Origin of the sequence: Paenibacillus sp. FSL H7-689 (assembly GCF_000517905.1) — a bacterium.
Classification (GTDB): domain Bacteria; phylum Bacillota; class Bacilli; order Paenibacillales; family Paenibacillaceae; genus Paenibacillus; species Paenibacillus amylolyticus.
Window position 1 is genome coordinate 1 of the sequence record NZ_ASPU01000033.1, and the last position, 375, is coordinate 375.

General features: G+C 36.5%; 1 protein-coding gene. It reads left to right on the forward strand.

The features are described 5' to 3' along the window. Positions 1-269 (forward strand): transposase (locus tag C170_RS21695; RefSeq protein WP_036614034.1); only part of this gene is annotated, 269 nt, incomplete at its 5' end. Between the last annotated feature and the right edge of the window lie 106 nt (positions 270-375).

Below are 375 nucleotides of genomic sequence, written 5' to 3' on the forward strand. Positions count from 1 at the left end.
ATAAAGAAGGTGCGAAAAGTAAAACCTATTCTGTAACCATCAAATCGACCGAACATAAGGAACATGAGGCATTTCAAAATAGCGATGGTTTCAAAGAAAAATCAAAAGAACGTTATAAAATTGAAGCGAAAAATAGCGAACTCAAGCACAGACACGGGTATGATGTTGCATCGTCCTCGGGTCTTGTTGGCATGCAAATGCAAGGTGCCATGGCCATATTTACTGTTAATCTCAAGCGAATCATTACACTCATGAAAGACTCAAAGTAAAAGGATAGAGAAAAAGGCTATATTCCGTTCCAATGTGAACGAAATATAGCCTTTTTGATTTAAAATGAATCTTAACAATTGAAATGGTAAGTTTTTCAGTGGCCTC